This window comes from Pseudoalteromonas sp. T1lg21, from assembly GCF_002964625.1.
Taxonomy (GTDB): Bacteria; Pseudomonadota; Gammaproteobacteria; order Enterobacterales; family Alteromonadaceae; genus Pseudoalteromonas; species Pseudoalteromonas gelatinilytica.
This window is the reverse complement of sequence record NZ_PQBX01000061.1, coordinates 103979-130200: the sequence shown is the minus strand read 5'-3', so window position 1 is coordinate 130200 and position 26222 is coordinate 103979. Positions and strand designations below refer to the sequence as shown.

The 26222-nt window shown below is 37.2% G+C and carries 20 protein-coding genes; 3 read left to right on the top strand and 17 right to left on the bottom strand.

Annotation, left to right across the window (positions count from 1 at the left end; all coding sequences use genetic code 11):
* Positions 1-20: 20 nt before the first annotated feature.
* Positions 21-2408, bottom strand: a complete 2388-nt coding sequence (locus tag C2M25_RS17310; protein ID WP_105181696.1) for a TonB-dependent receptor — start codon at positions 2406-2408, stop codon at positions 21-23.
* A gap of 887 nt (positions 2409-3295) precedes the next feature.
* On the opposite strand from C2M25_RS17310, the gene azu reads away from it, so the two are divergent.
* Entirely contained in the window at positions 3296-3751 is a 456-nt protein-coding gene (gene azu / locus C2M25_RS17305) for an azurin (RefSeq protein WP_105181695.1), read from the top strand.
* A gap of 309 nt (positions 3752-4060) precedes the next feature.
* Here azu and C2M25_RS17300 read toward each other — a convergent pair whose 3' ends face one another.
* From C2M25_RS17300 to C2M25_RS17215, 16 genes are all read right to left on the bottom strand, one after another.
* Complete coding sequence (locus C2M25_RS17300) at positions 4061-4975, bottom strand: NAD(P)-dependent oxidoreductase (protein ID WP_105181694.1); 915 nt, start codon at positions 4973-4975, stop codon at positions 4061-4063.
* An 82-nt stretch (positions 4976-5057) separates the two neighbouring features.
* Positions 5058-5594 carry a Crp/Fnr family transcriptional regulator gene (locus C2M25_RS17295; RefSeq protein ID WP_105181693.1) on the bottom strand — a complete coding sequence of 179 codons (537 nt, stop codon included), beginning with the start codon at positions 5592-5594 and terminating at the stop codon, positions 5058-5060.
* A gap of 92 nt (positions 5595-5686) precedes the next feature.
* Positions 5687-6691 carry a LacI family DNA-binding transcriptional regulator gene (locus C2M25_RS17290; protein WP_105181692.1) on the bottom strand — a complete coding sequence of 335 codons (1005 nt, stop codon included), beginning with the start codon at positions 6689-6691 and terminating at the stop codon, positions 5687-5689.
* Between the two features lie 82 nt (positions 6692-6773).
* Positions 6774-10970 (bottom strand): glycoside hydrolase family 2 TIM barrel-domain containing protein, encoded by a 4197-nt coding sequence (locus tag C2M25_RS17285; RefSeq protein WP_105181691.1) that lies wholly within the window; start codon positions 10968-10970, stop codon positions 6774-6776.
* Positions 10967-12184 (bottom strand): glycoside hydrolase family 5 protein, encoded by a 1218-nt coding sequence (locus C2M25_RS17280; protein ID WP_105181690.1) that lies wholly within the window; start codon positions 12182-12184, stop codon positions 10967-10969. Before C2M25_RS17280 ends, C2M25_RS17285 begins: the two co-directional genes overlap by 4 nt.
* A gap of 12 nt (positions 12185-12196) precedes the next feature.
* Positions 12197-14389, bottom strand: a complete 2193-nt coding sequence (locus tag C2M25_RS17275; RefSeq protein ID WP_105181689.1) for a family 43 glycosylhydrolase — start codon at positions 14387-14389, stop codon at positions 12197-12199.
* Between the two features lie 437 nt (positions 14390-14826).
* Entirely contained in the window at positions 14827-15273 is a 447-nt protein-coding gene (locus C2M25_RS17270) for a hypothetical protein (protein WP_105181688.1), read from the bottom strand.
* A gap of 111 nt (positions 15274-15384) precedes the next feature.
* Positions 15385-15786, bottom strand: coding sequence for a hypothetical protein (locus C2M25_RS17265; protein WP_063704288.1), 402 nt, complete (start codon positions 15784-15786; stop codon positions 15385-15387).
* A gap of 537 nt (positions 15787-16323) precedes the next feature.
* Positions 16324-16755, bottom strand: coding sequence for a hypothetical protein (locus C2M25_RS17260; RefSeq protein WP_105181687.1), 432 nt, complete (start codon positions 16753-16755; stop codon positions 16324-16326).
* 59 nt (positions 16756-16814) lie between these two features.
* On the bottom strand, positions 16815-18065 hold the full coding sequence (locus C2M25_RS17255; protein ID WP_105181686.1) for a polymorphic toxin type 44 domain-containing protein: 1251 nt from the start codon (positions 18063-18065) through the stop codon (positions 16815-16817).
* Between the two features lie 129 nt (positions 18066-18194).
* A complete protein-coding gene (locus C2M25_RS17250; RefSeq protein ID WP_105181685.1) occupies positions 18195-18419 on the bottom strand; it encodes a hypothetical protein in 225 nt (74 codons plus the stop codon).
* Positions 18420-19634: 1215 nt separating this feature from the next.
* A complete protein-coding gene (locus tag C2M25_RS17240; RefSeq protein WP_063704283.1) occupies positions 19635-19991 on the bottom strand; it encodes a hypothetical protein in 357 nt (118 codons plus the stop codon).
* Positions 19992-20063: 72 nt separating this feature from the next.
* A complete protein-coding gene (locus C2M25_RS17235; protein WP_105181684.1) occupies positions 20064-20687 on the bottom strand; it encodes a hypothetical protein in 624 nt (207 codons plus the stop codon).
* A 678-nt stretch (positions 20688-21365) separates the two neighbouring features.
* Positions 21366-21680, bottom strand: a complete 315-nt coding sequence (locus C2M25_RS17230; protein WP_105181683.1) for a DUF6572 domain-containing protein — start codon at positions 21678-21680, stop codon at positions 21366-21368.
* A gap of 1234 nt (positions 21681-22914) precedes the next feature.
* Entirely contained in the window at positions 22915-23400 is a 486-nt protein-coding gene (locus tag C2M25_RS17220; protein ID WP_105173679.1) for a DUF2938 family protein, read from the bottom strand.
* Between the two features lie 142 nt (positions 23401-23542).
* Positions 23543-24133, bottom strand: a complete 591-nt coding sequence (locus C2M25_RS17215) for a TetR/AcrR family transcriptional regulator (RefSeq protein ID WP_105181681.1) — start codon at positions 24131-24133, stop codon at positions 23543-23545.
* Between the two features lie 112 nt (positions 24134-24245).
* On the opposite strand from C2M25_RS17215, the gene C2M25_RS17210 reads away from it, so the two are divergent.
* Together C2M25_RS17210 and C2M25_RS17205 are read left to right on the top strand one after the other, a co-directional pair.
* Positions 24246-25445: an MFS transporter gene (locus C2M25_RS17210; protein WP_105181680.1), complete on the top strand. Its 1200-nt coding sequence runs from the start codon at positions 24246-24248 to the stop codon at positions 25443-25445.
* Between the two features lie 13 nt (positions 25446-25458).
* Positions 25459-25779, top strand: coding sequence for a thioredoxin family protein (locus tag C2M25_RS17205; protein WP_063704267.1), 321 nt, complete (start codon positions 25459-25461; stop codon positions 25777-25779).
* Positions 25780-26222: the final 443 nt, after the last annotated feature.

Below are 26222 nucleotides of genomic sequence, written 5' to 3'. Positions count from 1 at the left end.
CTCTCCTTTAATTTTCGCTCCTACCAAGCGTAATCTAACCGCAAGCCAATTAGCGGTTCAGCTTCGCTATCATCTTTAACAACAACACCACGACGGTAGTCAAACTCACTTTCATCATTTGAAGAAGCCGCCGTAACATTAATGACATCAAGAAAAGCTGTCATATCGAACGGGCCGAAAGCCCTGCGATAATCGACACGGACGTTAAATATTCCAGCACCACTTTTACGACCAATATTACGTTCAATGATTTCTTTGGAATAGCGTAACGGTTGTCCATCACCCAATACATTTTCGTGAATTATAAACTCATCATCAGGTAAACCAGAAAGGTACTTGTAACGACCAGCAACTTTCCAACGGTCATTAATTTCCCATGTCAGTCCAATAGTCGCAACATGCTCCCGACTAAATTCAGCACTAACATCACCACGGCCATCTTTGCGATCAACAACTGCATCATTGTAAGAATAGGTAGAAGTCGCGTAAAGACCTTCAAAAATAGTGGCATTAACGACAATGTCTACGCCGTATGACGTTCCATCCCCGATATTGGCAAACGTACCACTCGCTCGGTCCAGGTCAACCACAAGATCATCAAGACTTTGGTAATAAGCCTCCGTTAATATGGACCAATTATTATTCGAAAAGTATTGAAAGCCAATGCTGCTATGAGTGATTTTTTCGTTCTTCAAATCATTCGTTTCATTAGCGGCAATGTCTAAATAGCGTGGTGATTGATGAAAAATCCCTGCCGTGGCAAAGTATTTAACGGAATCGCTTGGCGTCCAGTTAATGTTGAATCGGGGAGAAAACAAGCTTTCGTCAGCAAAACCGTCCTGTTCAAAGCGCAACCCCGTTGCAAAGTTCCAGTTATCAAATTCAAATACTTGATTAACATAGCCAGTATAGTTAATTTCCTTTTGACGTATTGAAGAATCCATATTCTGGGGTGTTAATACAATATAACGCTGTGTTGAGTCAGGTCTAAAGTCATCGTCATCATAAACAAATCGAATCCAATCACCGTCTAAAACCGTGCTGTAATCCAATTCAATTTGAGTGACTCTAGCACCAGCGCTGAACATACCCCATTGATTTTCTATTTCAAAATCACTTCTCCAGCCAAGCTCTTTTTCACCTTCACTAATGGTAATAATATCTTCACGTACTGGAAAATCCGAGGCTGGTGTCCCCTCTGGGACGAGATCAGGAAAAGCTTCACCCTCTGAGCTGACTTTATCACTTTTACGGTAGTACAACTTATTTGTCCAAACCGATGTTTCGCCAACCAATGAACGTAAGGTTACACCATATAAATCACTATCTTGTTCAGCATCTTGAAGAGCAACATCTTCAAAGTTAGGTGATGCAAAGACATGATTCACATCGCGAGTATAATCTTCGTGCGTATCGATTAATAAAACTTCAACAGTATGGTTCTGATTTATCGGTACAACCGATTTTAAGATAATATCTCTTAAAACTGGGTTTCCTATGTCTAATTCTTCTATTGTTTCAAATAATTGACCAAAGTCTAATCGTCGAGCAGAAAACAGCATAGTGGCGTCTTCGGTTATTCCCATAGGGCCATCATACCCTACTTCATAGCCAGCAAGATCGTAACGAAAGCTTGCTGATGGACTTGGGTTGCCATCGGCAACATCAAGCTTAAGTAATGATGCAGCACGTCCACCATATGCAGGTCCCCAGCCTCCTGGAGAAAATTCTGCACCGCCGATAACGTTTGGCGCAAAAATTGAGAAACGACCACCGCCGCCTACATCTTCTTCTTCTCCAAGTGTTGCATCAAAATGCACCGCCTTATCAAAAGGAAGATCATCCACAAATACCAGATTATCCCTCGGTCCTCGTCCACGAACACTGAAGCTCGCGAATTCACTTGAAGATGCCAAGCCCGGCAAACCATCTAATGACAGTAAAGGGTCTGCACCTCCACCAACAGCACCACGTAATGCCTCTCTGTCCAGATAGGTGTTTGAGCCTGAACCCGCTTTATCTGCTTGTTGTGCTCGTACCTCAATCACCTCAATGATCTGTTCGTTTAGCTCGAACTCTACTTTCATATTCTTGCGGGTAACGACACGAATACTCGGCTCATAAAGTGGAGCAAAGCCATCTTTCTTTAATGTTAACGCGTATAAACCCGGATCAAGCAAGTCAACAACAATGCGCCCTTGTTTATCCGTGGTTAGTGTTTGTATTGAAGCGGTTTCTCGCTTTTTAAGAGTAACTTGTACGTTGGGAAGCGGTCGTTCTGTTTTTTTCGATGTCACGATAATAGTTAGTGCGCCGGGAGCCTCTGCTGCGTAGGAAAACAATGGCACGCTAAAAAGAACTACCCACAAGGCCAGCAGCCACGATAGTTTATCAACTTTCCAGCTCATAATGACGCTCCTATATTCAATAGCCACAACACTCGTTTCAATTGCTTGCTCATATCGTCTTCCTCCACCATTCAAGCGAATTTAATTGATGAGATGATGGGATACTAGCAAAACTAATGTGACTGAAATGTCACCAAAATAAGGGAGTTACTAGAGTGATTTTGAATAATAAATAGCAGGATATTGATAGAGGAAATATTACTTAAACAGTTCGGATGGTTAACAATGATGTGTAATGTCCAAGCTTACATGGTTTGGAGCTTTTATGATCATCAATGTCCGTTCAGCCCCAAAGCCATCCTTAGAGCATTTACGTTAACTCGTTTAGGGGCAGCAACGAGTTGGAATACTAGCCCTGCTTCTTATTGCATTAAATGATAAGTATACAAATAGGAGTAGCGCGCTACTCCTTCATCGCCCTTAAGCCTCGCCTTACATTATCGTTGGCAATACGCTTTTGCATCACCACAATGGAAAAGTATACTTGCGTACAATTCCCTCACTAGTGTTATCAGAGTGAACTCTGACTACACAGACATTGAGTAGTGAGCCTGCAAGGTGTGGCTCGCAGTGAATTTAAAATGTACTAGCTCTTGATAAGTTAACCCTGTCCTCTTCTTGAGTAAGCATTTTTATCTGTCGTTGAAAGTATGTATTTAATTACTACTTTTTCGAGTCAGTTATTAGCTCAGTCTAAATGCCTTCCCCATTCTTCTTTTACCTTACATTCTTAAAATATGAAACCAACGTTTATTTAATAGAAACCTTTATCTATTGCCACTAAAGCATCTATTTTATCAATCAAATAGATTTAATTTATTAGTTAGAGAGTTAAACCGTAACTTGGTAATTTCAATTCTAATTTATCCAACTATAAATGAGGTCACATGTCTATCCGTAACATTTTACTTGGTCTATTTTTCACAGGGTTCATTTCAGCTGCTCATGCACAAGACAATTGTACTGTCGATATAGAAGCTACTAACAATATGACATTTTCTAAGGACGAAATAACCGTACCTGCAACATGCTCAACAATCACTGTTAATTTAAAAAACACTGGGAAATTACCCGCAGCTTTAATGGGACATAATTTGGTTATCTCCAAAAAAGAGAATTTAATAGGGTTAACGAATGACAGCTTTGAAGCTGGTTTTAAGAATAATTATGTAAAGCCTAATGACTCGAGAGCAATTGTGGTTTCGAAGGTTATTGGTGGAGGTGAGTCTACTTCAGTGACTTTTAAAAGCGATTTGTTCAATAAAGAAGATGAATATATCTTTTTCTGCGCATCGCCTGGTCATTGGTCAATAATGCAAGGGAAATTCAAATTAGGACAATAATGAATCTATGACTAAGCCACACTTCAGTGCCTTCATATCTAATTATTTAAAGTATCCACTATATCTAAAATTATCACTGCATTAAGTGAGCTAATGAATTAAAAAAGGAGTAGCACGCTACTCCTTCATTGCCCTCAAGCCTCGCCTTACATTATCGTTGGCAATACGCTTTTGCATCACCACAATGGAAAAGTATATTTGCGTACAATTCCTCACTAGTGTTATCAGAGTGAACTCTGACTACCCAGGCATTGAGTAGTGAGCCAGCAAATAACGACTCATCATTTGAGCTATTTATTTTGAATAGCCCTAATGTCTTTTTGCTTTATCATTTAGTCCAGCTAATAATCGAGATACTTCTGTCAATGCGCTCCAGTCTTTTTGCCCGAGTCCGTTTGCATTTGCTGTGACTAAGTTATCTTTAGCACCTTGGATTGCAGATGGCTTTACGCCACAAGCTGTGAAAGCAGTTTCGAATATTAATGCGTCTTTTAAACCAGCAGTTAGATCGAAACCAACGGTATCAAAATCTCTTAATGCGATCTTTTCAGCATAAGAGCACATAGCTTCATTACCTGCAAAAAACATTTGAATAACAGCTAATAGTTGTCTTTTATTTAACTGGCTTTTTTCGGCAAATGTAAATACTTCACCTAACATTGAGAGCTGTGCCATAACCATATAATTCACACATACTTTCATACCATTCGCTGAGCTTGCCACTGTGCCAACGTTTAGTTGTTTCACTGTATACGACGCTATTATAGGTTTAACGACCTCAATAGCTTTCGGTTCGCCTGCTAGGAAAGTAATAAGTTTGCCTGCAGCTGCAGCATCGGGACGACCAACAACTGGAGCTGCAATATATTGGCATCCAAGTTTCTCATGTTCTAATTTTAGATGTTCTGCAATGGAGGGTTGAATAGTAGTCAAACCAACATGAATTTTATCACTTGTCATAGAAGCAAGCATGCCACCTTCATCGCAACATAACTCGATAATCGATTTGTCATCTAACAAGCTAGTAAAAATGATATCGGATTGCTCAACGAGTTCCCGAATACTACGAGAAACCTTTGCGCCTCTCTCTTGAAATGGCAGCGTTTTAGATATCGTTCTGTTGAAAACCGTTAATTGATATCCTGCTTTTTGAATATTTTCACAGATACCTGCCCCCATTTTACCAAGACCAATAAAACCGACCCTCAGAATTTGTGTTTTCATATTATGTTCACCTTATGCATTATCATGAATGGTGAGCACTTTATATCTATCCAAATTTACAGCCTTAACAAATGTTAACTGTTCACCTATTTTTTGCCCTAATTCGGCTTAGCGACACAGGAGTCATGCCTAAATAAGTCGCTATGTAATGGTGTGGTACTTTATCAAAGATATTAGGCTGAAGGTTGAGTAGCTCTTCATACCTTTGTTTTGGATTATTTTTTATTCGAGAAATGAATAAGGCTTGGTAATGATACAGACGCTCAGAAATGAAGTCATCAACGGCCTGTTGTATATTATTATTACTATTGAGTAAATGAAGTAGCGCTTTTTTAGAAATGACTCGTAAGCGAGTATCTGTAATTGTCTCTATATTATAAAGAGCAGGAAGGCCACGTTTGAGGCTTTCAAAAGAAGTGGCTATATCCCCTTCAAAGAAAAACTGAAAAGTAACATCATGACCATCACCATTAAACCAAGCCCTAACACAACCTTTTTCAATAATAAAAACCGAATCACAGATATCACCTTCATTTAGTAAAGTCTGTTTCTTCTTATAATTGCATACGTGACCAACATGGATAAGCTCTGGAAATTTTAAGACGATTGGAGCGATCATAATGCCTTCTCTCAAAACTAGAAAATAATTATCACAAATTCAGCTTATTAGAAATGTGCATTTCAAACTTATCAAATAAAATTGCCTAAAAACTACTTGCTTGAACCTATAACAGATTGCCTTATGGTCAAACTTGGTACATAAGATAGGTTATAAGGTTTTATATTTTCTTTAGCTTGTACCATATCAAGTACTAAATTTGCTGCGACTTCTGCCATCTCTGTAATTGGGTAGTTTAAAGTAGTAAGTTTTGGACGGGAGTATTTAGCAATATCAGTATCGTCAAAGCCAATTACTGATACATCTTTTGGCACATCAACACCAAAGTCTTGTAGGGATGACATTGCTCCACAAGCAACCGCATCGTTATAGGCAATAACCGCGGAAAACTCTATCCCCTTTGCAATAAACTGCTGTATTGCAGCTTCACCGCCATCATAATTTGGATTAACATATACAGTTCTTTCAGGGTCAAATGTCAACCCTTGCTTTGCTAACTCAGTTTTTATGCCAGCCTCTCGATCTATAGAGTCCTCGATATGCTGATTACTGTTAATGAAGACCAAATTACGATGACCTTTGCTTAAGATATAACGCGTCATCATAACGCCACCGATCTTGTTATCAAGCCAGATGCATTGCTGAGGTACTTGTGGTATGAACCGGTTTATAAAAACCATAGGAGCTTCTTTACTTAGATCAACAAGTACATCATCAGATAAAAATTTACTGTGAACAACTAATGACTGGCAGCGCTGCTCAAGTAACAACTCAATCGCTTTTAATTCTGTTTCTGCTTGCCAAGCACCTGTACTTACTAGTAGCGTTGCATCTCTTTTTCTTGCTACGCTTTCTACACCTTTTGCCAAACAAGAAAAAAAAGCTCCATGCCAATCAGCAATAACTAGACCTAATGAGTTTGCTTGGTTAGATTTCAAAGCTCTTGCATTTGCATTAGGTCGGTAGCCTAACTCTGCAACTGATTTTAAAATTTTTTCTCGTGTTTTAGGGGCAACACTCCCCGTATTATTAATAACTCGAGAAACGGATGCTATGGACACGTTTGCTGCGTTCGCAATATCTTTGATAGTAGCCATTAAGCCAAACACTTTCCTAACTTTATTCTATTATATGGATCTAAACCTCTTCCGTATATGATTTACGGAAGAGGTTACTTAACTACTCGCAATACTTGAAAGGCTCTGAGTTAGGCTTACCTACTTGAGGCCACCCCTCATCGTCCCAATTCAAATTATTAATACCTAAAACCGGGGTTTCATCAGGATAGTAGTGATAGCTAAACACTTCACGGTTACATGTTTTAGTAATAGCAATATGACCTGGACCGTGTCTCCCTTCTGTCGTAGCAAAGAAAAGGCGATCCCCTTTAAAAGGGCCTGTAATTTTCTTTGAGCGCGCTACATAAATAGTGTAATCGCTATCAGTACCAAAACAACAGCCGCCTTCATTCCAGAACAAGTAATAATACCCATCTCTGTAATGAATATATGCTCCCTCTTTTATACCTTGCTTTAAAGGGTACCCTTGTTGAATAACACCCTGATAACCAGCTTCGGTTTTAATAGGTAAGCCTGTTTCATTGTCGAGTCTAGTTACAAAAATCTGATCACGCTTAGGATCTTTACCATAACCAGACCCCCAAACTAACCATAAATCACCATTCTCATCCACCACAGGTCCAGCATCAATAGCGGAAAACTGAATCGTTTCACTATTCCTTGGGTTATGTGCGACTAAACCTCGATCAACCCAATTATAATTGGCTGAATTATGATCCAGTGTTGTATTAGATAGCAGTCCCATCAAACAAGGAGCGCCCGCTCCTTTACCGCATACCGAATAATAATATAAATATTGATTATTGAAGAAAATAATATCAGGAGCCCAAAGACCTTGATTCTCATTTGGAATATAGTCTTTTACCCAAGCCGGAAAGCCGTTTTCTAAAGGTGAAGTCTCATTTTGCCAAGTTATTCCATCTTTGGAGGACTTTGCATACTCATAACGAGTGCTATAGATATACCAACGCCCATCAGAAAACAACATGCGTGAAGGATCATGAGATACATTATTACCTTTGGTGAAATCAGCCCACTCATCTTTACTAGCTTCAATACCTGAAATAGAGCTTGCTATATTAGCTTGTTCAGCAACTAGTCTTGCTGAGCGGTCAAACAGAGGCGAAATAATAAATCCAAAATGATAGTCCTTTGCAGGTAGAAGAAACTCTGAATGGGCTTTAGCCCCCCAACTATCATCACCTCCTAAACCACTTTGTTTGTAATCTATAGATAACTCTGTCAAGGGTCGTTTTGGTATATCAATATAGTGAAGTTGTTTTTTTGTTAGACCTGCATCAAAATCTGAAATAACTTGATGACGTGCAGTAAACTCCATAACTGGTAGGCCTTGAAATTTCAAACCTTCCCCTACTTTATCAGTAATAGAAAACCAGCGAGTATCAGTTCGGTTACCGTTCTCTTGTGGTCTAATATAACTAAATCCAAGGTCAGCAACCTCTCCTGTATATAAACCAATGAATTGTGATGTTTTACGGTCACTATAGTTTTCGAAAGGACCCCTTCCATAATAAGTTACGTGATCAAACTCTTTAGGCATTTGCATCAAGCTACCTACTCGAGGTAACTCACTAATAGAATCATCTAAACCAGATAGATTTATATTTATATCAACCTTGATTTCGCCAACGCTGTTTATTTGATAACGGATTTTGGCATTTCGATCTATAGGGTTTAAAGAAATGCTTTGTTCTAAGATCACCTGTTCTTCTGATTGAAAAACGACCTTAGCACCTAGACTAACCTGTTGATTTGTAACTACACTCCATATTTTTGCTCTACTTTGAAAGCTACTTCCAAAATCGTTATCGGTTGGTGCCCGCCAGAAATTTAATTTCAAAGGCGCTAGGATCATTTCTTTGTCATTCAATAAGTAGCTAGTTAAATAACCTTCGCTATCAAAGTTAATTAGGGCATTACCAGCTATTACTCTCATATTTTCATTAAATTGCTCAAGCTTGATAGCATCCCTATGCTCTAATTTCAGTGATACTGTGGGTCTGCTTTGAACCAAGTGCTGTGATTTAGCTAACACCTCCCCCTTATCAATTAACTCAGAAGCGTGCTTATTTTTTACATAAAATTCAATAAAGTACTCTAATTCGGGATTTAAATCTGTGAATTCACTCTTAAGGTCAAAAATTACTTCTTCTTGTGGCTCAAGGTTCACTTTTAGAATACCAACTTTTACTTCCTTCCCCTCTGCAACTAAGCGCCAATTGAACTGAAGTGTATCGGTGTTCTTAAAAAAGTACTCATTAAATATTTTAAATTTACCTTCTCCAAGTGATGAAAAATGAATATCTTGATATACTTTCTTCACCTCGTACAATGCAGGGTGTGGTGTACGATCGGGGTTTACTAAGCCGTTTAGACAAAAGTTTCCATCGTTATATACTCCTGCGGGTTCAAAGTCACCTCCATATGCCCAAAATTCCTTTCCTTGCTTATTAGTTTTTATCAGACCTTGGTCAACCCAATCCCAAATAAACCCACCTTGAAACTGCCTTTCACGACGTATAACTTGCCAGCTTTTTTCCATATTCCCGGTACTATTACCCATAGCGTGGGCATACTCAATCCAAATAAAAGGCCGTTTTGGTTTACTATCAAGATATTTTTGAACTTCTTCTAGTGGAGCATACATCCAACTATAAATATCTGTGTGCCACTGATGAAAGTCAGTAGGATGACGCTCAGCGCGTTCATATTGTACCAACCTTGAGCTATCTCTTTGTTTTACCCATTTATACCCATTTATAAAAGCAGGTCCATCACCGGCTTCATTTCCTAACGACCAAAAAATGATTGATGGATGGTTTTTATCACGTTCAACCATTCGCTCAATTCTATCTTGGTGCATTGCTTCAAATTCGGGCATATTCGCAGGTGTTTTATCTGATTCATAACCAAAACCATGCGTTTCAATGTTTGCTTCATCAATAACATACAAACCATATTTATCAGCTAACTTGTAAAAATATGGGTCATTAGGATAATGAGAAGTCCTCACGGCATTTATATTATTTTGTTTGAAAAGCTGAACGTCTTTTAGCATTGACTGTTTGCTCACAACATGTGCTTCACGTTCATCATGCTCATGCCGGTTTACCCCTTTAAAAAGCACAGCTTTACCATTAACTAAAACTTGCCCTTTTTTCAGTTCTACTTTTCTAAAACCGACCTTACTTCCAACATATTGAGTTTCTGGTTGTGTGTTTGATTCAAGATTTAAGACTAAAGAATAAAGCTCTGGTATTTCTGCGCTCCATTTGCCAACATTGGAGACATAAAATTTGGTTTTGATAGACAAAGAGTGCTGCAATTTATCAGGTAAAGGCAGCACTTTTTTTTCAATGATTTGCTCATTTTCATCAAATAAAGTTGCGACTAAAGATACTGTCTTCGTTTCGTGGAGATTTGGGTTACTAATATCGACTGACAGATCTAACACACCATCGAGATAATTATTTTCAAGCGTTGTCTTTGCGAAAAAGTCTTGAATACTTATAGGTGAAGTTTGGTATATGTAAACATCTCTCTCTATGCCACTCACCCGCCAAAAATCTTGATCTTCTAAATAACTACCATCACTGTATCTTAAAACCTTAAGAGCGATAGTATTCTCACCCTCTTTTATTTCATTTGTGATATCAAACTCAGAAGGTGTTTTACTTCCTTCGCTATACCCCAGATACTGACCATTTAGCCAAACATAATATGCAGAGTTAACACCCGCAAAGTGTAAAATATATCGCATACTAGATTTGGCTTTATTATAATTAAATACTTTATAGTAAGCCCCTGTAGGATTCTCTTTAACAGGAACTAAACGGGGAGTAATTGGAAATGGGTATTTAACATTTGTATATACAGGGTAATCAAAACCATGCATTTGCCAATTTGCAGGAACGGGCATTTTTGACCAATTCTGTCGATCAAAGTTTTTATCCTGAAAGTTTTTAGGGACACTCTCAGGATTTGGGTAAAGTTCAAATTGCCAATTCCCGTTCAGCAAATAATAATATACTGACTTTTCAGGTTCATCTGACAGCACATTTTCAGCTGTCTTATAAGGAATAAAGCTAGCTTTGGGTTTTAAAGTGTTTACCTTGAAAATCGATAAATCTTGCCATTCTTGATTCTCAACAGAAACAGAAACAGATCCTACTTCGCGCATTTTTTTTTCTGAACAACCTAATAATATAAAGACAGAAAGCACAGCAAAGAACAAGAAATAGTTATACCCATTAAATATTTTACGGGAATAACTCATAGGGCTTTGCCTCTCGGTGAAATTGAGTTACAAGAATTGCCGTTTAGGCGCGCGACTAACCTTGGAGATGCCCAACTTTTCCAATCTGGCTTTAATAGACCATATGCTTCAACTTCTCCTTCAATCCTGTTATATCCCATTAATTGAGTACCATTTAGAGGCCAATAAGCCCAACTAACAGATGAGCCTTCTTCAAGATCACAAAGGTAGTTTACAAATGCTGTTAAGAACTGGTAACGATTTTCTGGACAGGGCTTATTATCAGCTCCTAATTGAGTGCATCCCCCCCACTCACTCAAATATAACGGAGCTGTATAAGGTTTATTTGGCTCAAGAACAAACCCCCATCGTTTATATGCTGACGATGCAAATCTTTGCGGATCATGTAAATCTTCTTCTTCATGATTCCAAACATAGTCATGAGCCACATAGACTAATTTATTTTTTGACTTAAGCTTAATTGGCTGCTCTTTTACTTCTTCAAGATCAACTTGCCAGCGGAGGCCACCTACCATGATTAGTAAATTTGCATTGTTCTCTAAAATTAAATTACCTGCTTTAGTGGCGGCTGCTTTCCAATCGGTTTCGACCTCTCCCGTACCCCAAGTTGGCGTTAAATCAATAGTAGGATCAGGTCGTATCTCATTTCTTAGCTCTGCGGCAACGACATTTGGCACTTCTTTATAGCGATTGACTAATTTTACCCAGTGTTCGAAAAAAATATTTTGTGGATATTCCTTTGAATACCAAAGACCATCACCTTGATCTGCATCACAACACCAGTCAGCTCGACTTCTATGATTATCTAAAATTATCATTAAGCCCGCTTTTCCAGCTTCTTCAATGATATAGTCAAAAATCTCGAGGGCTGTTTTTCCTTGTAAATGAGGATTTGCTGATAACAATCTATCCTTTATAACTGGGTTTTTTGCTACCATCTCATTTGACCACGGCAAACGAATAGAATTGAAACCAGCATCTTTTATCTGGTATATCAAGGATGATACAGGTCGTAAATCTAGACCGCCTGGGGTAAATGCCTCAGACTCCCCACCAAACCAATTTACACTTCTGAGGGTAACTTTGCAGTTCTTAGTATCTACAATATACTGCTGTTGAGTGGAAAGTGGATAGCTGACTTTCTCACACTCAGCATTAGAGTAAAATGATATTGATAAAAATATAAAACTGAATAAAAAGTTGTATTTTGACATATATATTCCTTATTAATGTTGTTCATTTTTCAGAAGAGATATGGGAGTAACCCCCTTCGTTGAAGGAATGACATGCTTGATCGTGCCGTCACTATTAAACTTCAAAGACTCAATACTCACCTCTCTGTGGTAACCTGCTGCACGACCCATTTTTATTCCATTCGGACGCACAAATCGATGATAAATGATGAACCAATTATCAGTATCAGGCTGCTGAATAACTGAATTATGTCCCGTTGCAAACAACCCTTTTTGAGGATCCTGTTCAAGAATTAAATTCTCCTTCGGAATAAACAAAGGGCCTGTAGGTGACTGAGCAGTGGCATATCGAAGTCTATACTCAGGATCTCTCGTGTCATTTTCTGACCAGATAAAATAGTAAGTACCATCTCGGTAAAAGACCTCAGTGGCCTCTCTATATGTTGAATCAGGGGTTAATAATTTTTCAGAGCCTGCTTTGATGCTCATCATATCCTCACCTAACTCAGCAACAGCCATGTACCCATTTCCCCAATACAAATAATGTTTTCCAGAAACTGGATCAGTAAAAATATCCGGATCAATTTGCTGACCAAAACTTGCACCAGGGGGAAACTTATCAATTAAAGGCTTGCCTAAATCAATAAACGGACCTGTTGGATTTGATGAAGTAGCTACACCAATCTTCTGGGCTGCGGAAAAGTAATAAAAGTATTTATACTCACCATCAATGAGGACCTCAGTTGCAGCAGGAGCCCAAGCTTTGTTGTCAGCCCAAACTACATCTTTTTTTAAATCTAAAATAACTCCTTCATTTTCCCAGTTAACTAAATCACTACTTGAAAAAGCTTCAAAATAAGTACCGCTCCAACTGGTGAAACCATCACTGGTAGGGTACATATAAAATTTATTATCTCTTTTGGAATATATAATTTCGGGATCAGCATAGTACCCTTCAAGTACTGGGTTATTGTTAATAGCAACATTTACAAGATACTCTTCTGTAGATTGACCAGAGCTAACTAGGTAACGAATTGAACCTTTCGTAAAGTCTTGTATTCCATTTGGAGAAATGTTGGCCCCGGGACTAACTATTAACTTAGGGTCGTATTTAGATAGATCTGTGCCACTTTTAACCGGTAAGAAAACAGATTTATCTTCAGTGTTAACAGTAATATTTAAGCTTTTTACAGCATCACTTTTCGAAGAAACTATTCCAGTATTACTGTATCCCCACGTCTTTATCAGTTTATCTATCTCAGACTTAGTGACGGGAATAACTGATCCATGGCGGGGTTTAAAATTCATCGACACATTATTTTTGAGGGTATGAAATGATTTTAAGTCTGTACTTTGCGCAAACTTATAGTTACCTTGAGTGTAAACGTCATACATTAACAAGTATTCATTACTATCAAAAAGCTTATATACGGCACTGCCTTCAACTGGATTAGTTTCGTGATCAACTCTGTTCTCACCAACTAATTTATAGCCTTGAGTCAACGAATCAGATATTGCTAGCTTTATTCCTGAGTTAACATCTTCGGACTTATGAAATAAATAATACTGATCTTCAAATTTAACAATATCGGGGTCAATTGACGCCTTACTTTTCGCCCATTCAGGGGGATAATAAAGCTGTTTTGGTTCTGAAGTTAATCTACTGAAATCATCATTTGCATATGAGTAGTATATAATGTCAGGGCCTTGCTGCTGGCGCATACTAAAGTAAATCATGTATTTTCCTGACTTTTCGTCGAAAATAGTTTGAGGCGCCCATACCCGATTAACATTTGAAAACTTTTCAGGGAATGCTTTAGGAATATCAATCGTAGTATGTGTCCAGTTTATTAAATCGGGAGACTTTAATAACACAATACCTGTATTTTCCCACCCCATAGACTCTACTTGTAAATCTGTAAGTACCATTAAAAAGGAGTTATCTTCAGCTCTGAGGATGTGAGGGTCTCTGACACCACCCGAGGAACTAATTAAAGATGAGTTAAGCACTGGGCTATTATTATTGAGTGCTTCAAAGTTAAATCCATCTGCACTTAATGCAAAATAGACTTGCTCCTCATTAACTTTATTCCCTGTAAAATAGGTAAACAAATAGCCACTGTATTGTGTGTTGTTGTCCCCTCTATCATCTGTAATGCTTTTACTACAAGAAATCAAAAGTAAACAGCTCAAAGATAAAATTGTATTCAAATAAAATCGATGCATGTGTGTTCTCATTTATTAAAGCAATGCAAGAAACTCTATATTTCATAACAGAGTTTTAACTTTTTAAAATGTACACTATGAAACACATGAATGTAAACGTTTACACAAATATTTGTATTACAATTTGGTAACCTATTGTTTTTTAAAATAGATTAAATAAGAAAAACTTTCAAAAGCTAAGGGGTTTACATTAAAAAAGGAGTAGCACGCTACTCCTTCATTGCCCTTAAGCCTCGCCTTACATTATCGTTGGCAATACGCTTTTGCATTACCACAATGGAAAAGTATATTTGCGTACAATTCCCTCACTAGTATTATCAGAGTGAACTCTGACTACCCAGACATTGAGTAGTGAGCCGGCAAATAACGGCTCGTGGCGTATTTCGTGAGTTATGATTAGGCCGCTATTTTTAAATGCAAAAATAGCCTTCTTTATCCTATGAATGCGTTTTTTTGATTTGCGATATGGTCTCTTTTATAGAGTTTTGAGTACGCTCATTATTAAGCTCTGGCTCGAACTCACGCTCAATTTTTTCTTTAAAGTCATCATCGAAGTCATTCTCTAATTCCGTATCGAATAAATCATCAAAGCGCTCAGGGGTTTCGTTGCAAGGTTGGTCATCGTAATCCAAATAATCAAAGGTGCCCTCCTGAATATCTTTGAGCAGAAACACCATCATTTTATACAACAACACTTTTACACTACGATAGTTCAGTTGCTTATTGGCATAAACATCTGGCTCGACAATTGACCAAAGCCCCTCAAAATCAGGGTTTTCTTTGTTTAACATTAAATGGTTAATTTTATGGTCGTTTTTGAGAATGATACTGCGGATTGAGTCAACTAAAGTTAGAAGATCCTGCGTTGATATATATCTGAACATAGATATGCTCCTTTATTTTTATATGGGTTTGAAACCACTGTTACGGCTTTTAACTAAAAAGGAACGAGGAAGGGGAAATATTAAGAAAGCGAACCCGAAGGTTCGCCAGTTTTAACTTTTTTCGATGATTTCTAACCAGCTCTCTTCAGCGTGACTGAAGAAAGTTGTTGGTTTTATTAAAAATATCGCTTCGAACTCCGCTGAAAATAAATGACAGAATTCTTTTATTTGCTCAATGTACAGAAGCAAAAAAGCATACATTTCTACACCATCTAAATAGCGCCCTGAAAAATCAGGATTATCATCAAAAAGCTGCTTTGAGATGCTTATACCCAATACACTGCCTACCCTATCTCTGTGCATATAAATGTAATGGCTAAAACTAAGCTCGATTGAGTCACTTGTAGACGCTTCGTCAACATCTGCTAAAAGTAGAATTGTTGAATTGTCATCCCAAGGTGATTTACTCGCGCGTTGATACTCTCTGATAAATTGTGATTTTGATGTACTCATGAATTTCCTAGTTAGTGTTTGACCTAACACTAACTAGGATTTCTTTATGGTATTTTTGAACTCACACCATATAAGACAACTATGAAAATTTACACAAGCCTTCAAATTCTTTGTTTATGAATTATAAAAATTTAATATTAGACCAATGTTGATAATCAAGAGTTTAAAAAGCAATGCAGTTGAGGAGTTTTTATGAGCGAACTATCTAGTAAGTACACACAACAAAAGAAATCGCCGGAATGGAAGGTACCACAGAAGAGTATTTAAGAAAGTTAGTTGCAAAGGTCAAATTTTTTAAACCGAGCCGAGTCAGCAAACCACAACGATGGTTAGATTCAATTTTTGATAGCTACCATAAAAGCAGTAACTAGATAGGTCTTGATCAGAGAGCTTAGTATAATGATAAAGCTCTATTATTAACAAAGAAGACCTAAAACATAATCATTTGCTTTAGGTCTTAAATTAATTTAGAACAAATCTAAAATGCAAGTCACTGATTGAAAACAGCCCCTCAAGACAAACATAAAAAACTGAATTTTAGTGGTTTTCCTGAAAATCAGAATAGCTTAAGTTTGTATTTATACCTATTCGCTTCAGATTATTTGGATTAAAAGACTCAATTGCATTGATATTATGAATATAAATATTTAGCGCTTTTGGCCCTTTCCAATTAAGAGTAATGTTAGAATCTTCTGGAGCACCTCTGAAAGTAAGTACCCTTACACTATCATCTTTACTAGATAAGTCCTTAACTCTAACAAACCCAAAAAAGTCGGTTGTTGCTCCGCCGCAATCCCCAATTACTATTTCAGCCTTGAAAGAGCCGTCTATAGAGCTCTTTGTACTATAGATTTCTTCATTACAACTACTGTCGAACTGTTTAAAAATAACCCATGATAGCAATAATAGGATTAAGCTTACCCAAAGAACAAAAGAAGTAACTTGATAAATTTTCTTAAATAAATTCAAAAGACACCTACAAATAATTTTTAATTATGACGACAACCCCAAAGGTGTCGTCAACTGATTTAGTTCATTCTTCTTGGTAAGTCTATAATAGCTGTTCTCATACAGGCGTAGCATGTTCCCGGACCAAAATAGTCATAACCACCTAGTCCCCAACCTCCATTAATATCACCCGGGATACCTACTCCACCAAAGCTTGAGCTAGGTGCAGTTGTAGTGTTATCACTATTTTCATCATCTTCACAAGAATTGCTTTTTTTTGCAGCATTAGGATCATTCTTTCTAACCTCATTGTAATCCCAGCCACTTGAGATTTGAGGTGGGTCATCAGGGTTGTCACCTTGTGCAGTAACAGCAGCCCAAGCTGCCTTAGTAATCATTTCACTGAAGTCAATAACGTCTTTTTCTGTTTTTGAGAAGTTTTGATACTGTTGCACTACTGCTGCAGCTCTTAAAGCTTCTCCTTTAGAATAACCTAATTCATTGCTTGCAGCACCATAAAACCAATTTCCAAAATCAGCAGAACCTTTCATTGTATCGCTATGTTTGAAATCATAAGGCTGGAAAGGCGCAAAACTTTGTATCATAACAGTCGCTTTAGCTACTTCCTTTGCAATAACTAAGCTAGCCGCATTTCCAGAAGGATCCGTTCTCAAGTCTGCAGCCAACTTAAGAGCATCTGCCACTTTCCCAAGCCTTGACAAGTGTTGGTTTATGTTAAAATTATCAGGTATTCCTTCAGGTGGGTTTTCACCTGATTGACAAGCAGACTCAGACGCAGCCATTGTAGAAAAAACTGGAAAATTAATGCTTCTAGGGTTGACACAGTGCGGACACTCGACAACTGGAGGAGGAGTTGGGCCACTATCAGCTTTTCCGTGATCAATTTCAATCAGTACAGAATCAATACCCATTGCAGATCTTACACTGATGTTTAACACCTTATTCGAGGTTAAGTAATTCGTAGGTTTAATATTTAAACCTACTTTAGAAGAAGTATATTGGTGAATAATTGCATTTGCGCCAGTTGATTGAGAAGTTCTTTCTTCCAACACATTATTCGTTGCACTTGAATTAGCTTCAAATAAGCTAATTTTTTGCCTTTGGTAGTTATTTGAGAAAGCATAAACTTCTAGAGTTTTTGCTTCACTAGTCTTCTCAATTATAAAACAATTAAAAAAGTTTGAGCTTTTTTTTAGTGGGATTGAGGTACTTTGATCTTTACTCAAAACCAAGCATTCAGAAGTTTGAGATGAAGAGTTAAAACTAATTAGAGATAATAAACTTACAAAAGTTAGTAAGTACTTTTTCATAAATATATCCTTATTTAAAACTGAGCAGCAACTTCGCGCTCGAACCCATTATCTGGACATTTGTATTACAATTAAATAGGACGTATTTCGTATTTCTGGTTTTTTATATCAACCAAATGAACTTTTGTCTTAATCAGGATTATCATCAAAGAGCTGCTTTGAGATGCTTATACCCAATACACTACCTACCCTATCTCTGTGCATATAAATGTAATGGCTAAAACTAAGCTCGATTGAGTCGCTTGTAGACGCTTCATCAACATCTGCTAATAGCAGAATCGTTGAATTGTCATCCCAAGGTGATTTACTCGCGCGTTGATACTCTCTGATGAATTGTGATTTTGATGTACTCATGAGTTTCCTAGTTAGTGTTTGACCTAACACTAACTAGGCTTATGTGATGGTAACGAATAGTAAGTAGCAGAGGTAAGTTTCATCTCTGTGTTACGCATTTATCATTCTGTGTTACGAACTAATAGCGCAGTGTTACGTAGTAATTTAAGTGAAAATCAAGGAGGGAAAGCGTATGAAAAAATGCATAAAATTGATAAAAAAGTCGATTTAGTTAATACAATTTGCTTTTCCATCAAACTTAGTTAATACTTAACTTTGTTGTTGATTTGTCAAAAATCACCAACACAAAAAAGAACACAGCAAAATTCAACTATTTGTTTTTCCTCATTAAATTCTGGCACCTAGTACTTATCACAGTTAATACATTTGTTATTGATGAGTAATGCCATGACACACCTTTAAGCACGATGATGGAGTATTGCCTTTAAAAGCTAATCTAGATTTCAAAAAGCAGCGAAAATTGCAGCCGCGTAATATAGATTGCTGCGAATGAAGTTTCTTTGATCTAGATCAAGTTTAAAAGTAGTTAAGATCCTTCGAGAGCGATATTTCAGTAGTAATGGAGTGGGATTATCTACCGAACCAAGCTATGTGATGAGATAAGTGAGAGGTTTTATGATGACTAAGTGGGTGTTCGTATGTGTAGTAGTCATAAGAGCATTGCTTATAACTAGATATAAATAAGTTAGAGTGTTTATTCGGTAGCTCTCTTTTTCGCAGCTGCCAACGCAATAAAACAGCTACCGCATTGCGCCTTAAATACAATTTTTACTGCAAACTAAAAATGCCCGCGGTGGCGGTCGTCTTGAAGCGTTTGTTATAACTATATTCCAAACTGTGTGCCTAAATTACTTTATACAAGCCACGTTTTATACGCTCAAAGATGGCGCTATCAGTCTTTGCACATTCACACGCCCCTATACAAGTATGGTTAATACAGTGATCAGAGGGATGAATCCATCTTTCATCAAATGATGGCATTTTTAGTTTGATGATCGATTTGATTTCCTTTGTAGTTAACTCAGAACCACGAAACTCTACAAAACATTCCCTAATTTTACCATGATGTCGGGCAAAACTTCCCATGGCGAATATTTCCCTTTAATTATAAAACCGTAATATATGGCGTAAAAATCTTGGCTATAAATAGCGAAAAGTGAGCACAAACCAAGCTTTAGACGTCAATTCATTAATGTATTTATTATGTATTCTCAGCTAACCAGTTACAATTCTATGTTTTTGTTTGATTGGTTCAGTTGATGACCAACCCATTTCTTCAGCAACCAGCTTGGCAAGTGACCTAATTTCTTCCCAATTAGGATCGTCAAATAAAGCACTACTTTCAAGATACATGGCTGAGAATTGCGCACCTGAATGCTGATTAATAAAAACATCTAACGCCTCAATAGATGCTGCTTGTTTAGGTGTTAAATCACTAACTTTCAAGTCGTCTAAGCATTCACCAAACTCAAGCACCAACTCATCACCAATAGCCGCGAAACTTGGATATAGTTCCTCTTGGACTTTTGCTGATGCAGCAAGTGCCATAATCGAATTTTTCAGGTTATCCATATTTCTACCGGAGTACATAACACCTCACTTAGGGACACAAATGAGTGACTAAAGCGGTTGTTTAATAACCATTTACTCTGCACTATCTCTCAAGGTTTTCGGAATATAGCGAATTAATTGTTCAGAACTTTGAATAGTTAAACGCTGCTTTGGGAACTCATGTAGTTGAATATTTAAGTACTCAGTTTTTGAAACTGGTTTAGCCATACGCTTGAGAAAGCCCGGAGTATTTTCTGAAAACAAACCACTTTCTAATGTAACAGCCGAGATTTCTTGCCAGGGAATAAACAGGTTTTTATGACCAAACTTAAAGGGAAAAAGCACTCTTAAATAAAGCCCCCTGTTATTTGCTGCAACCTTTAAGATTCCGTTATGTCGTATTTTACCAATATACCCACTTCCAATTCGGAAGCTTTCTTCTAAACCCCAGTCATTATTTTTTCTGTATCTTTTAGCTAAGTTTTGCCAGCCACTTTCTTTTCCTAGTCCATAACAAACTCCAAACCAACCAACTACAAAAACAACATAAAACCAGTTTGAAGTGAGAAAAGACAATAAAACTGTCTGAAAGTAGATCACATACTCTTGAGCTAAAAGAGGTATTTCACCTCCACTACCCACGTAGATAAATAGAACAAAAAACGAAAGGAAAGAAATAGTCCAAATCAATCCAATAAACTTAAAAACAATCTTCATACTTTCCTTGTGTCCTAATCAGCTTGCGGGCGGCATAATTTTTTTGTTAAGTACGTGTTTAGTACAACCTATCAAATTTCATTACTCTGTAAAACTCACCAGTACTAGAGCATTTATAGTTGCTACCATTTAACCCCCCGCCTTTGACCTTTACGAGAGTTTTGTCTTCGAAATAACACGTATTCAAAGTGGACGTGAATATAGCCTCACCTCTGAAATGATTAAAACCACCATAAATGGAAGCACCATTTTCAGTCATCTGTGATATTGCAGTTATAAACTTTAATTTTCGAGACAAGTGCAGAAATCTTCCATAAGTATCAACGCACCGATAAGGGGCTAAAAATTGTTTGCTAAATGTTGAGGAGCCAAAACAGCAAACTGTTTTTTGTCCTTTTTTATTAGATTGTTGGGGCTACTTTTACCCAAATGGTGATTTAAAGCAACCACGTTTATACTCTTGAATTGTTATATCAGCACTAAAGAGACTTTAAGGCTTAATTTAGCTTCGCTTACTAACTCTTCTGAAAGAGCCAAGAATCTGAAGCTGATATTTAGTTCAATGTCTGCGTCCATTTGATCTGTCCTTAGATGCATAAGAGTTTAACAATGCGAGTTACATATTTTTCTGCTTATTCGGAATACGAAAAGGCTACAGCAATACGCAGCTTTAATTTGTTATACAACTTCCAACCACAAATCAATATTGAATTCCTTTAGGTGTTTTTTAATTGCACCTATTAGATTAATAATTTCTTGTTCAGGCATTACTTGGGCTTTGATATAAATATCGCTATTACCCTGACCATACTTGGATATCCACTCATCGGAGAAGATGGTATCCGTATAACTTTGAATCTTAGTTTTCAGAAGTTGTTCGTGATACTCACAATCCCTTAGTGCACTTGACAATACAATAACCAAATCGACACCACCATCTTTTCTTTCTCCAACGATATCGATTTTATCTAAGTTCTCAATAGGGTCATCCATGTTCAGATTCCTTAAGTTACGTGATATTCAAGTCTTTGTGACATGCGGTTTGTCAGGCAAGAGCAAAGCAACTGGTTTTGTCAGCGTTTTTGATTTGCCTTGCTATATGCAAGTGACACAAATTTCAATATGTCATCTAACAATATTAGTATTGCAAAGCTAATTAATAAAACAATTAGATAGTACAAATTATAAGGTGACCAACTAACAAGTAGTGTGACTTTATCACTATCTGATAAACACGACTCTAAGATGCCATTTAAGCAGCGTTTTTGAGCTAAAATGAACTGCTCACTACTTCTATATGACATTCCAAACATAGTACTTGTGTAGCCTAATATGCCAAACAAGAGTCCTTTAAAATCCTTTTATACATTTTAATAGACACCCTAAACCATCATGTTCATTTAATTTTTTAGTGTGCTCATCGCACATATTTCTGCCAATACCACGCTCATTTATCTATCTTATATAGTTCTAACAAAGTTTCTAAGGCATTGCTATCAAAAAGAAAACCTAACAAAATACAAGTATCGTCTTTAAGCAATGACTATCTAGCTGCTCTTCGGCTCTAGCTCATTGCAGCCCTGCTTCGAGTCAGTCGGATCTGGACTAGCGCTTTCTGCTCAAGATTGCTACCGTAAATAGTCTAAGGGCGGTTGTGAGTGAACAACGAGCATATAACATAACCGCTCGATGTCAGCATTGGTTGTTTTGAAGTCATATCTGCCAATCAAATAAAGGTGTATTATTACTCTCATAATTGATTACTAATTAGAGCGTCATGCTTAAAGTTATTTGTTTGCATATGATGGAATGGAATTGGTTATTAATAGTACATTAAGATGAATGGGTACAAAGAGAGGTTAAAAACCAGGACGTTAACTCAGAACTCCAAACTTTGTTTTAAACAATACTTTCACACCAATATCGTTCCGTTACCTATCGCCCTAGGGTGATTTACTCGCGCGTTGATACTCTCTGATAAATTGTGATTTTGATGTACTCATGAGTTTCCTAGTTAGTCTTTGACCTAACACTAACTAGGATTGCGAGTTGGTAATTATCTAAAAGAGGCTAATTGAGGACATATACTTTGAATTAGAGTAGTAGCTAAATACCTTTAAGAATTTGTATAAAACAGCTAGCAGTTCCAATCCAATTTGTAATAAAAAACCCAACACTTCGATAGTATTGGGTTTATTCATTTATAACGCTCTACTTCAAGTTTGAGTTAACGGCTAAACCAAACCGCAAAACCAAATTGAGCAATAGCAAAAATGATATGCGCAACAATAATGTAGGCATAGGTCTGAAATTTATTCGGAATTAAACGCGCAAAAAAACCACCACCTAATCCAGGCATGAGTATACCTAGACCTGCGAGAGTACTTAAAATTACACCGACTATAACAGTAGGCATTACCGTTGGGTTTTCGATAAAACCAACACCATAAATAAGCAGAATAAGAGCTGCATATGCAATACCGACTAAGTAATGAAATACCCAACCAGTCGCTTTTTCAATCAAAGATGGTGCATTTTTGTTGCTCTGGTCTAAAACAAAATTACCAGATGTGATACCGATTAACCAACGTCCAACAATGCCCCAGTCAGTCGGCGGGATCTTTGTAATCGTTTTAACTAGAACACCCCAGACATCTAAAGCAATTGTTGAACCTACACCAACAATTAAACAAAAAAGTATAATATTTTCCATACATCTCCACTTATAGGCAAAGTTATTAATAGCTAACAAATTATGGATCGATTATTCCATAATATCTAGCATTAAAATTGAATGTTGCTCTAAAATAGAAACAGTAAAGACTCAGAAATGGTAGAAATTGTTTACATTGAAATTACTGCCAATTAGAAAGTAAGAGACCAACAGCCTCTTGAAGCTGTTTTTTCTTATAACCATCTTTCGCTTTTATTGATATTCCTTTAACAAAGCTATCAATCATTAAAGCATATGCGTCTGCATTGATATCTTCTGGCAATTCACCCTTACCTATTGCACGAATTACACAACGCAAAATAGCTTCCGTCGTTTTATTTCTTACTTGATAAGTTAACTTCTCAACATCTTTATTATCATCGCAACAGTTTAAACCAGACAAAACAGCCATACAGCCTAAAGGTGAAGTTGAGGATGTTTGGACTTCGATCAGATGATTCAACATATTTTGCATAGCCTCCCTAGGCCTTACGCTGTCATTATCTAAGTAAGAGGTCACTTCACCACATGTTTGCGTATAGAGGCTTAGGCATTCTTCAAAAAGCTCTTTTTTAGAGCCAAAGGCTGCGTAAAAACTAGCTGAAGATAGATTTAATGTATCTCTAAGATCAGCTAATGAGGTGCTTTCAAAACCCTTAGCCCAAAAGATATTCATCGCAGCTTCTAATGCGATGTCTCGGTCAAATTTTCTAGGTCGACCTGTTCTAGCCATAACTACTCCTTAAAAAAACTATTATAGATTAGTCAATCCATAAGTTATTGACAAGCATTTTTACCTCGTTTAAATTATGGATCAACCAATCCAAAACTAAACGAGAAATAATATGCCAATCGCATTATACGCTCTCGCTGCAGCATCATTTGCCATAGGAATGGCTGAGTTTGTTGTAGTGGGAATACTTCCAGCCATAGCTAATGATATGAATGTTGATATTCCAACAGCTGGTCAATTAGTTTCTTTGTATGCCTTAGGAGTTGCTGTTTCTGCGCCGCTATTAACAGCCGCTACGGGGAAAATAGAGCGACGTACTCTATCTGTTACGCTGATGATCGCTTTTGTATTAGCTAACCTTATAGCTTGGCAGGCCAACAGTTATGCAATGCTGTTATTGTCTAGAGTACTAGCAGGCGTGGTGCAAGGAGTCTTTTACTCAATGGCGACTGTTGTAGCAGCCAATTTGGTATCAAAAGATAAATCAGGTCAAGCGATCGCTCTTGTCTTTATGGGACTAACCGTTGCTTTAGTATCAGGGGTTCCATTAGGGACTTTTATATCAGATCTTTTCGGCTGGAGAGCAACCTTTTTATTTATAAGTATTCTTGGCTTGATCTCCGCTGTTGCACAATGGCTATATTTGCCAAAAAAAGTAGAGCGCCCTAGTCCTGCTAGATTACACCAACAACTAAGTATTATTTTAATACCTAGAATCTTGCTTGTTTTACTTATTACCTTATTTAGCTATGGCGGTGCATTCGTTGCTTTTACCTACCTTTCTGAAATTTTACAAAATGTGACCAAGTTTTCTGTGAGTACAGTAAGTATGGTTTTAGTGCTTTACGGCATTGCCGTAACTATTGGCAATATTTTTTGCGCGAAATTGGCAAGTAATAAAGGGCCAATTAAAACGATGGTCTCTATGTTTGCCATTTTAAGTTGTGTTTTAGCCCTTATAGAGCCTGTAGCTGCTAACCCTTATCTAATGGTGCCATTAATAATGGTATGGGGCGCTTTAGCATTTGGCAGTATACCCGTTTTACAACTTTACATTGTTCAGCAAGCAGAAAAGTACGCCCCTCAATCTGTAGATGCTGCATCAGGACTGAATATTTCTGCATTTAACGCAGGTATCGCATTAGGCGCATGGGGAGGAGGAATCGTCGTAGCAAATTATCACTTATTAGCAACTGGTACAGTCGCAGCCGTTGTTGTAGCAATAAGCATTATGTTGGTTTTGTTAAGTGGGTATTTAGATAAAACAAAGGTGGAACTATCTAAAGAACAATCAACTGCAGATATAGCATAATATAGAGGTATACATGTCAGTCAAATCAGTAACTAAAGAGAACTTTAAATCTATCGTTTCAGAGCCTGGTGTAAAATTAATTCGGTTTTGGGCTTCATGGTGTGCGCCTTGTATGATGATGGCTCCTATTTATAAAAACGCAGCAAATAAGCTTAGTGATAAAGCTTTGCTCGGAGAAGTCGATGTCATTGCCCAACCAGACCTAGCAAATTTGCACAGAATTAGGAGTATCCCTACAACTGTATTGTATAAAGATGGCAAACATATGGGGCAATTTTCAGGTGTGCTCAATGAAAGTGAGCTACTTTCGATAGTCAATCAAGCATTAAACTAAAATATTGATCAGACTACTCTCCTGAAAGACACAACCATATTCAACATGGTTGTGTCTTTTTCGTATAATTAGTTTGGGATTTTTATTTTAAAAACTTGATTAGCCAAATCGACAGCAAAACCATCCAAGCTAGTTAAAATATCATTTCCCAAAATAATGTGAGGAGTTTGATTTGTATCCGATAAGTTAAAGCGAAAAGAAACATATCCAATGTAAAAGTATTAATTCAAATTTCCCATTTATTGACAATAGCAATACTTACCTCATTATAATGTATTTCCTAAATACGTAGTTAGATAGAGCTGATGGGTAGAAGTTATTCAACAAATGATGTGCAATCGAGTGAGAGCTTTAGATATTGACAGGGATTAGTTGAAAACACTTATTCAGCACCAACTCACAATAATAATCTAAACTTTTCTGGCTTAAAGTGAGCAACTAAC